The organism is Acidovorax sp. HMWF029, assembly GCF_003060895.1.
Taxonomy (GTDB): Bacteria; Pseudomonadota; Gammaproteobacteria; order Burkholderiales; family Burkholderiaceae_C; genus Acidovorax.
In genome coordinates this window covers 5960-12631 of the sequence record NZ_QAIH01000141.1, presented here as the reverse complement: position 1 = coordinate 12631, position 6672 = coordinate 5960, and the positions used below count along the sequence as shown (strand labels likewise).

Genomic DNA, 6672 nt, shown 5'->3' with positions numbered 1-6672 from the left:
ACCCCCATCGCCGCCGTGATCCGCGTCATGTCGGGCGCGGCAGCTGGACGCGAAGTGTCTTTGCAAAAGGTGGTGACTACCATCGGAAAACCCGGTGTAGCAGTTGCATCCATCACCAAACGCCACCAGGGCTTTGTGCTGGCCCACGTGGAAGGCCCTGAAATGCCGTTGCTCAACGGCGCCTCCATCGGCACATCTCCGGTGCCGCTCAAACATGGAGACCGGCTGGAACTGGCCGGTACAGAGATGCAGTTCGAACAAGGCTGACGGTAGGCGCATGGTGCGGCGCCCTGGCGGCGACTGCTCCAGCGCCGCAATCGCCCAACGTTCGAAAGTATGCGGCCAGGCCCATGCGACAGCAGCTCTCGCACCTGTTTCTGCGCCGCTGGCGGCGCATCGCCGTCACCCTGATACCGCTGGTTTTTGCGCTGCTGCACATCTCGGATGTGCTCCACCTCCAGGTGTTGGAGCGGCTGGACAACATCATCTATGACACGCGCTTGCGGGTCACCATGCCCCGCACGCTGGACGAGCGCATCGTCATCATCGACATCGACGAAAAAAGCCTGGGCCAGATCGGACAGTGGCCCTGGAAGCGCGACAAGCTGGCCGCCCTTGCACGCGAACTGTTCGAGCGGCAGCAGGTATCCGTGCTGGGGTTCGATGTGGTGTTCGCCGAGGCGGACGACAGCTCCGGCCTGTCCACTTTGCGCGAGCTGGCCCAGGGCCCCTTGCGCGGTCAAGCCGGGTTTCAGGAGCAGCTGGAGCGCCTCGCCCCCTCGCTGAACTACGACGCACTGTTTGCGCAATCACTGCAAGGCCGTCCAGTAGTTCTGGGCTACTACCTTTCAGGCGATGACCGCGACGGCATTACCAAGGGTGCACTGCCCCCGCCCGCGCTGCCACTGGACCGCCTGCGCGGCTTGCCACTGATCGCCACATCGTGGAAAGGCTACAGCAGCAACATCGAAAGCCTGGCCACCGCCGCACCCATAGCCGGGTTCTTCAATTCGATCACCGATGAGGACGGCGTGGTGCGCTCCCTCCCGTTGCTTGCCGAGTACCAGGGGCAATACTACGAATCCCTGGCCCTGGCCATGTTCCGCGCCGTCATTGGCTCGCCAGACATCCACCCTGGCTTTGCCAATCCCGTACCCAACGGCACCCACGATGCCCTACAGAGCATTGTGCTGCGGGCCGACGGCCGCGCTTTGACTCTGCCGGTGGACGACCAACTTGCCACCCTCATCCCCTACCGGGGCCCGGGCGACGCCCGGGGTGGCTCGTTCCGGTACGTCTCGGCCTCGGATGTTCTGGAGGGGAAGCTTCCGCCAGGCCAACTCAAAGACCAGCTGGTGCTGGTGGGCTCCACCGCCCCCGGCCTGCTGGACCTGCGGGTGACCCCGGTCGGCAGAACCTATCCGGGCGTCGAGGCGCACGCCAATGTGCTCTCGGCCTTTCTGGACGGCAAGAACATCGTACGGCCCGACTACGCCGTAGGATTTGATGCATTGCAACTGCTGTGCGCCGGGCTTCTGCTGGCCGTGGCATTGCCCCTGCTGTCCGCTTCTGCAGCCGTGCTGCTTAGCGGCAGCGTGGTGGCATCGCTGGTGGGTCTCAACCTCTGGCTCTATCTGGCCCATGGGCTGGCTCTACCACTCGCCACCGCTGTGGTGATGGCGCTGCTGGCGTTTGCGCTCAACATGGCCTATGGCTACTTTGTGGAAAGCCGCTCCAAGCGCGAGCTGGCCACCCTGTTCAGCGCCTATGTGCCACCCGAACTGGTGGCCGAGATGGTGAAGCAGCCCGAGCACTACAGCATGCAGGCGACCAACCGCGAGCTCACGGTGATGTTTTGCGACATGCGCGGCTTCACCGCCATGTCGGAACGCATGGAGCCGCTGCAGCTTCAGGCGCTGCTCAATGAGGTGTTCAGCAAGCTCACCCACATCATCCGCAGCCACCGGGGCACCATCGACAAATACATGGGCGATTGCGTCATGGCATTCTGGGGTGCACCGGTTGCCACCCCGGACCACGCCCACCTGGCCGTGTCGGCCGCCATGGAAATGGCCCGGGCCATCGGGCAGATCAACGCCGACCACCGGCAGCGCGGCCTGCCCGAGATCGGGGTGGGCATCGGGCTCAATACCGGCGTCATGTGCGTTGGCGATATGGGCTCAGACATCCGCCGCGCCTACACCGTCATCGGTGATGCCGTGAACCTGGGCTCACGGCTGGAAGGCCTGTCCAAGCACTATGGGACCGCCATTGTGGTGAGTGAAAGCGCCAAATCACTCGCCCCCCAATTCGCCTGGCAGCAGATGGACCGTGTCCGCGTCAAAGGCAAGGCCCAGGCCGTCCCCATCTACCGACCGCTGGCCAAACTGGACCAGCTACCACGCCACCAGGCGGAAGAGCTGGAGGTGTGGACGCAATTTCTCGCAGCCTATGCCGCCCAGGAATGGGCACAATGTGATGCACTGTTGACGCGGCTGAGAGAGTTTGATCCCCACGCCGTGTTGCATGCGCTGTACGCCGAGCGCGTGGCCAGCCTTCGGTTGTTGCCTTACAACCCAGACTGGGACAGCGCCACCAACTTCGACACCAAGTAGGCGAGCAAGCAAAAAGCAGGAAGGCTTCACATGCAGATTCGCGTGCTGGGTTGCTCCGGCGCCATCGCCAAGGACTGTCGCACGACATCGTTCTTGATTGGGGACCGCATCCTGATCGATGCGGGCACTGGCGTGGGCGATCTGACCCTGGAAGAAATGGGCCGCATCGACCATGTGCTTCTCACCCACTCCCACCTCGACCACATCGCCGCACTGCCGCTGATGCTGGATTCGGTCTCATCCTTGCGCCGCAGCCCCGTGCAGGTTCATGCCCTGCCAGCCACCATCGAGGCGCTCCAGACGCATGTGTTCAATAACGTCATCTGGCCGGACTTCAGCACCATACCATCGCAAGAATCGCCATTCCTCAGGTACCAGCCTTTCGAGACTGGCGATTTGATGACGATCGATGGCACAGAGATCGAGGCACTCCCCGCACGCCACACCGTGCCCGCCGCAGGATTTGCCGTGCGAGGGCACACGGGCTGGTGGGTTTTCAGCGGCGACACCGAACGCAACCAGCCGTTCTGGGACCGGGTCAACGCCCTGCACGTGAGCCAACTCGTCATAGAAACCGCCTTCAGCAACCGCGAACGCGAACTCGCCCGTCGCAGCCTGCACCTGTCGCCCGACACGCTTGCCCAGGAGCTAACGAATATCAATACAGCAAACCGCTATCCCATCTACATCACGCACACCAAGCCCTCAGAGACCGAGCTCATCATGGAAGAGATCCGGCAGTTGGATGGCATGACCCACTCCCTGGGTCCACATGACATCCGGTGGCTGAGCGCAGGTCAAACACTGGAGGTGTGAAGCACCAGCTTGACAATACTGGCTGACAAAAATGTAATCCCCCAGGGTGGAGGGGTTGGCGCGAAGCGGATCTCTCAAACCCAAACCTGCAGGGAGATTTGTGAACAATCTTGAAGAACAAGCTTTTTTACTGAGTTTGTTCGTCAAACGCTTGACTTTGCTGATTCGAGACCTCCTGCAGCGGGCCTGGGTGCTTGTAGCTAGGGTTTGCACTGCAGTTCAACAGTCACCGGATGCAGCCCTGACAGGCAGGCACGCGGCTTGCATAGCAACTGCGCATTTGCAACTTTTCCTAGGAGTTTTTTATGAAGCGCTCTATCCAAAAGGGTTTTACCCTGATCGAACTGATGATCGTTGTCGCGATCATCGGTATTCTGGCTGCTGTGGCACTGCCTGCTTACCAAGACTACACCGTGCGCGCACGTGTTACTGAGGGTTTGGCACTTGCAGGTGCAGCAAAACTCGCTGTTGGCGAAAACAACGCAAACGGTAACGCCTTTGGCGCGGGTTATGGCGGCACCGTAGCGACCCGCTCTGTTGGCGCAACAACCTGCGCCATTGCTGGCGCTTGCACGGTTGCAGAGTTGCAAACTGCATTTGCAACTGCAAATTCGACAGGCATTGGCATTGCCCAAGCTACAGGTCACATTTCTATTGGATACCTGCCAGTGGTTCAGCCTGCTGCTACGAACCGTTTGGTGTTGAACGTAACAGCTAACGGTGCTGCGCTGACTGGTGGTACTGCAACCGCTAGCACGCCTGCTACAGTGAATCTGCGCTGGGATTGCTATGCTGCCGGCATCACCACACGCGCCACTTTGGCCGTGGCTGGCACCCCCACGCTGCCGGTTCGCTTCGCACCTGCTGAGTGCCGCTAATTAGATAAATTAAAAAAAGAGCGCTTCGGCGCTCTTTTTGTTTGGATTTTATCTTTTAATGAAATGTTAATGACTGAATCCCTGCGGCTGCAGTCAGCTTTGCGTGCATCAGGTCTTCATTTGATATGCAGCCTCATAATTGGATTAATGGCTGCCGCGTTGGTGTTTGGATTATGGTACCCCCATCCATATGGGGATTTCGCCGGGGGTCGGGATTTATTTTTGCTGATAGTTTCCATCGATATCGTCTGCGGCCCAATGCTCACGGCAGTTGTTTTTGACCCCAAGAAACCACGATCAGAATTGTGGCGTGATTTAGGATTTATTTTTGTCATTCAACTGGGAGCACTCTCGTATGGACTAAATATCCTATGGCATGCACGTCCAGTATATTTAGTACAAGAGGTAGATCGATTTAAAGTCATTACACTGCCAGAACTGGAAATGACTAAAGTGGCTAAGTTGGAAGAAGCACTACGCCCGCGTTGGAATGCAGGGCCAATGGTCATTGCAATCCGAGATCCTAAAGATGCACGAGAGCGCCAAGAAGTGATGTTCGAATCCGTGCAAGGGGGTAGAGACTATGCCGAACGCGCAGATTTTTATATTCGCTATGAAGGGGATGCTGCAGCAAAATCACTCAAGAGAGCTAAAAATTTACGTGATTTCCTGAAAAAATTTCCACAACAAGAAGGCGCCGCGAAAAAAATAATCAATCTAAAGGATTCTAATTTTGATGATTTTTTTTACTTACCCGTTGTTGCGCGACGCGATTGGATTGCCGTTTTGGACAACAAAGGAATGGTTCAAGGTTTTTTGAGAGGCGATGGTTTTTGAATTTGAGACCAAGAGCCGCTTTAATCGCATTCGGCAACACCTGAGTTTCTGATACCTACGGGGCACTCCAGGAAGACTTTCCGCCGTGTTTGGCGAGCAGCCTGACGCCTCGAATTACCATGCCTTTATCCACCGCCTTGCACATGTCATAAACGGTCAGCAAGGCCACCTGCACCGCCGTCAGCGCCTCCATTTCCACACCGGTCGGGCCCACCGTCTCCACAGTGGCAGTGCATTGAACCGCATTGTCGGCGGGTATTAACTCAAACTCCACCGCCACCCGCGTCAATGCCAGCGGATGGCACAGCGGAATCAAATCGCTGGTTTTTTTCGCGGCCATGATGCCTGCGAGACGGGCAATGCCCAGCACGTCTCCCTTCTTGGCCGTGCCGCTCTCGATGATGGCCAGGGTTGCCGGTTGCATCTCGATGCGGCCAGTCGCTACGGCGATTCGGTGGGTGGCGGGTTTGGCGCCTACATCCACCATGTGGGCTTGGCCTTGGGCATCAAAGTGGGTGAGGGAAGACATGGCAGTAGATCGGCAAATGGTTGTTGTTACGAAACAATCGGTGGCTCAGGGCATCATACGGGCATGCGGAATCGCTTTTGGCCCCGCGGGCTTGCTGCCCCACCATGGCCCCACCCCCTCGCTTTTTTTGGTATTTTTTCGCCCTTCTGGCGCGGCAGTCGCCTCTCCGTTGCTATTTTTTTTATAGCAATTTGCTTGGCATTGCCAGTCCATGCCCAGTCCCAGCTTCCCACCCTCGGCGAAAGCGGCGACCTCACCACCAGCGCCGAGCGCCGCCTGGGTGATCGCATCATCCGCGAGTTGTACCGGGACCCCGACTACATCGATGATCCGGTCATCGCCGACTATGTACAGGGCATCTGGCAGCCGCTGATGGAAGCGGCACGGGCGCGCGGAGAGCTGTCCCCCGAGCTGGATGAGCGCTTCGCCTGGGAGATTCTGCTGGGACGGGATCGCACGGTGAACGCGTTCGCACTACCCGGCGGCTACCTGGGAGTGCACCTGGGCCTGGTGGGGGTGGTGGCAACGCGTGATGAACTCGCGTCGGTGCTGGCGCACGAACTCAGCCACGTGACCCAACGCCACATCTCGCGCCTGATCTCACAACAGAGCAAGCAGACCCCGCTGCTGCTGGGGGCGCTGGTGCTGGGCGCCCTCGCGGCCAGCAAGAATCCCGGTGCCACGCAGGCACTGGTGGTGGGCGGCCAGGCCCTGGCCATGCAGAACCAACTGAACTTCTCGCGCGATATGGAGCGGGAGGCAGACCGCATCGGCTACGGACTGATGGCACCCGCCGGGTTCTCGCCTTTGGGTTTTGTTAGCATGTTTGACAAGCTGCAACAGGCCAATCGACTCAATGACAATGGCTCGTGGCCCTACCTGCGCAGCCATCCGCTGACTACCGAGCGCATGGCAGACATGCAGTCACGCCACCCACCCGGCGCCAACCTAGGTCAGGCGGTGGCGACCTCGCTGGAGCATGCCATGGTGGCCGCAC

6 protein-coding genes and 1 pseudogene are annotated in these 6672 nt (G+C 59.1%); 6 read left to right on the top strand and 1 reads right to left on the bottom strand.

Going from position 1 to position 6672, the window contains the following annotated elements:
• The 5 genes and pseudogenes from DBR12_RS09730 to DBR12_RS09710 all read left to right on the top strand — a co-directional run.
• Positions 1 to 267, top strand: a pseudogene (locus DBR12_RS09730) (FHA domain-containing protein); the annotation flags it as partial.
• 83 nt (positions 268 to 350) lie between these two features.
• Positions 351 to 2615, top strand: coding sequence for a CHASE2 domain-containing protein (locus DBR12_RS09725; protein WP_108617053.1), 2265 nt, complete (start codon positions 351 to 353; stop codon positions 2613 to 2615).
• Positions 2616 to 2645: 30 nt separating this feature from the next.
• Entirely contained in the window at positions 2646 to 3431 is a 786-nt protein-coding gene (locus DBR12_RS09720) for an MBL fold metallo-hydrolase (protein ID WP_108617052.1), read from the top strand.
• 305 nt (positions 3432 to 3736) lie between these two features.
• On the top strand, positions 3737 to 4309 hold the full coding sequence (locus tag DBR12_RS09715; protein ID WP_108617051.1) for a prepilin-type N-terminal cleavage/methylation domain-containing protein: 573 nt from the start codon (positions 3737 to 3739) through the stop codon (positions 4307 to 4309).
• 69 nt (positions 4310 to 4378) lie between these two features.
• Complete coding sequence (locus tag DBR12_RS09710; protein ID WP_108617054.1) at positions 4379 to 5146, top strand: pilus assembly protein; 768 nt, start codon at positions 4379 to 4381, stop codon at positions 5144 to 5146.
• 55 nt (positions 5147 to 5201) lie between these two features.
• On the opposite strand, the gene moaC is transcribed toward DBR12_RS09710, so the two are convergent.
• Complete coding sequence (gene moaC, locus DBR12_RS09705) at positions 5202 to 5675, bottom strand: cyclic pyranopterin monophosphate synthase MoaC (RefSeq protein WP_108617050.1); 474 nt, start codon at positions 5673 to 5675, stop codon at positions 5202 to 5204.
• Between the two features lie 195 nt (positions 5676 to 5870).
• Between moaC and DBR12_RS22695 the strand changes: the two genes are divergently transcribed.
• Positions 5871 to 6672 (top strand): M48 family metalloprotease (locus tag DBR12_RS22695; protein ID WP_369861463.1); only part of this gene is annotated, 802 nt, incomplete at its 3' end.

What these genes read in the sequence shown, in the direction of transcription:
- DBR12_RS09725 (WP_108617053.1), top strand. Translation starts at nt 351, where the DNA reads ATGCGACAGCAGCTCTCGCACCTGTTTCTGCGCCGCTGGCGGCGCATC.
- DBR12_RS09720 (WP_108617052.1), top strand. Translation starts at nt 2,646, where the DNA reads ATGCAGATTCGCGTGCTGGGTTGCTCCGGCGCCATCGCCAAGGACTGT.
- DBR12_RS09715 (WP_108617051.1), top strand. Translation starts at nt 3,737, where the DNA reads ATGAAGCGCTCTATCCAAAAGGGTTTTACCCTGATCGAACTGATGATC.
- DBR12_RS09710 (WP_108617054.1), top strand. Translation starts at nt 4,379, where the DNA reads ATGACTGAATCCCTGCGGCTGCAGTCAGCTTTGCGTGCATCAGGTCTT.
- moaC (WP_108617050.1), bottom strand. Translation starts at nt 5,675, where the DNA reads ATGTCTTCCCTCACCCACTTTGATGCCCAAGGCCAAGCCCACATGGTG.